Here is a 1,101-nt window from a genome sequence, read left to right on the forward strand (position 1 = left end):
CCGTTTTGTGCGCGAATCGCTTCGATCGAGAGGACGACGAACAACGCCGTCAGGGCGAAGTCGAGGCCGACGATCGAGTCCGGAATCCACTGTCCTGCCGTCGCGCCCAGGATCGCGCCACCGATCCAGTAGCCGTGCAGGTACAGCTGGGAGTAGACGATGACGCGTCCGGTGAGTGCCTTGGGATCGGCAGTTACCGACATCGCATAGGCCTCGTCGGTCAGCGCGAACATGCTGTAGAAGCGGGCGAAGGGGTTGCGAATCTTTTCCAGCGGAAAACTCAAGGCGTAGAACACATGTCGAAAGTTGACCAGCAGTGCGGTCAGAGCGACGTACGGCAGCGGTGTCATGGCCGCGACCATTCCGACCGCGAGAAACTCCAGCGACCCTGCGTAGATCAGCGAGGTGAAAGCGACTGCCCACCAAGGGCTGAGCCCTTGTTGGACCACAAGAACGCCAAGTGCGATCCCGAGTGGGAGCAGGCCGAATCCAACCGGTAGCGACAGCTGGAAGGCGTGCCGCCACGCCGGGGTTCGCGGTGGGAGTTCGACGGCCGGTGCGGCCGTCGACGATGCTGGTTCGATCACGACGCAAATCTATAACAAAGATCGAGGTGATCGATTGCTCAGAATGCCCACATATTGAACAGTGCGCAATAATAGTGCGATGGATGCCATGGATGACGCAATTTTGTTTCACCTACGCCAGGACTCGAGTTTGACCAACACCGAGTTGGCGGATCTGGTGGGTCTGACACCCTCACCTTGCCTGCGTCGGGTGAAGAAGCTCGAAGCCGACGGAATCATTACCGGGTACCGGGCGATCGTCAGTCAGGAAGCGCTCGGTCGAGGATTTCAGGTGATCGTCACCGCCGAGATCGGAGTCAACGACCAGGCCACCATCGAGGACTTCGAATCCCAGGTCGCCGCCTTCGACGAAGTGATCGAATGTCGGCGGTTGTTCGGAATTCCCGACTACTTCATTCGGGTCGCGGTGAAAGATCTCGCGACGTATGAGAACTTCATGGTCACCAAGCTCAGCGGGCTTCCGGCTGTCTCGCGGGTGACATCGTTGATCACCATGAAGACCATCAAGAGCGTC

General features: G+C 58.9%; 2 protein-coding genes. One reads left to right on the forward strand and one right to left on the reverse strand.

Features of this window, described 5'->3' with window-relative positions; all coding sequences use genetic code 11:
- A partial coding sequence (locus A2J01_RS34080; RefSeq protein WP_064114439.1) for an AzlC family ABC transporter permease occupies nucleotides 1-587 on the reverse strand: 587 nt, incomplete at its 3' end.
- 79 nt (nucleotides 588-666) lie between these two features.
- Between A2J01_RS34080 and A2J01_RS34085 the strand changes: the two genes are divergently transcribed.
- The coding region (locus A2J01_RS34085) for an Lrp/AsnC family transcriptional regulator (protein ID WP_064114440.1) at nucleotides 667-1,101 on the forward strand (435 nt) is incomplete at its 3' end.

The sequence above is a fragment of the Rhodococcus sp. EPR-134 genome (genome assembly GCF_001647205.1).
Lineage (GTDB): Bacteria > Actinomycetota > Actinomycetes > Mycobacteriales > Mycobacteriaceae > Rhodococcus_F > Rhodococcus_F qingshengii.